Here is a 1250-nt window from a genome sequence, read left to right as displayed (position 1 = left end):
TGACCGAGCTGGTCGGCTGGGAGCACAGCATGAAAAACGAGCTCATCATCGCCAAGCACATTGGCCAGAAAAAGCGTGCGGCGGCAGAGCGGCTCACGGCCCTGCTGGCCGAGTTTGGCCTGTCGGCCCTGCTGGCGACGCGATTCAAGTTGCCCGAAACACCTGGAGCCTGACCATGCCAACCTTGCCCCTAAACACTTTTTTGCCCCAGGCCAGCCCGCTGGTACTGGGCTGCATGGGCCTGGGCGGCGGCTGGGACGCGCAGCCACTGTCCGAATCGGACGTGGACAAGGCCCAGGCCGCCACCGAGGCTGCGCTGGCAGCGGGCATCACCCTGTTTGACCATGCCAACATTTACACGTTGGGCAAGGCCGAAGAGAGTTTTGGCCGCCTGTTCCAGCGCCAGCCGTCGCTGCGGCAAAGCCTGTTGCTGCAGTCCAAATGCGGCATCCGGTTTGCCGATGCGGATGGCCCCAAGCGTTACGATCTGTCGGCGCAGCACATCGTGGACAGCGTGGACGCGATATTGCGCCGCCTGCAAACCGACTACCTGGACGTGCTGATCCTGCACCGGCCCGACCCGCTCATGCAGCCCGCCGAGGTGGCCCAGGCCTGGCAGCAGATCAAGGCGGCGGGCAAGGCGCGCTTTTTGGGTGTCTCGAACATGCACGCCGCGCAAGTAGGCTGGTTGCAACAGGCGCTGGACGAGCCGCTGGTGGTCAACCAGCTGGAGATGAGCCTGCTCAAGCGCGACTGGCTGGAATCTGCCACCGGCTTCAACGACCCGCAGGGCGCATCGTCGCTCGCGTGGGACGGCACGCTGGAATACGCCCAGCAGCACGGCCTGCAGCTCCAGGCCTGGGGCGCTTTGGCGCGCGGCTGGTTCAGCGGCGCAGCGCCTGCCGATGCGCCACCCGCGGTGCGCGGGGCGGCGGATTGCGTGCAGCAACTGGCCCAATCCCACGGCGTGGCTGCTGAAGCCATCGTGCTGGCCTGGCTGATGCAGCACCCGGCGCGCATCCAGCCGGTGATCGGCACCACCGACCCCCAACGCATCCGCGCCTGCGCCCAGGCCACCCAGGTGACCCTCAGCCGGGGCGCGTGGTACCAGCTTTATGAGGCCGCCCGAGGCCGCGAACTGCCCTGAAAGCACGCCATGTTGACCTCAGAAAACGCCTTGCACGCCCTCCAGTTGACCACCGCCGAACAGGCCGGTAAGCAACAGCCCGTGTCCATCGCCATCAGCGACA

The 1250-nt window shown here is 66.5% G+C and carries 1 protein-coding gene and 1 pseudogene; both read left to right on the top strand.

What is annotated here, in order from left to right; all coding sequences use genetic code 11:
• Window positions 1-173 (top strand): annotated as a pseudogene (locus AC097L_RS24930) (SAM-dependent methyltransferase); the annotation flags it as partial.
• 2 nt (window positions 174-175) lie between these two features.
• Entirely contained in the window at window positions 176-1147 is a 972-nt protein-coding gene (locus AC097L_RS24925) for an aldo/keto reductase (protein ID WP_479589398.1), read from the top strand.
• The last annotated feature ends 103 nt before the right edge of the window (window positions 1148-1250 follow it).

The sequence above is a fragment of the Rhodoferax sp. RT5P35 genome (assembly GCF_056521385.1).
This window is presented reverse-complemented; position numbering and strand designations above follow the sequence as displayed.

Coding starts and splice junctions, on each gene's coding strand:
- AC097L_RS24925 (WP_479589398.1), top strand. CDS start 176: ATGCCAACCTTGCCCCTAAACACTTTTTTGCCCCAGGCCAGCCCGCTG.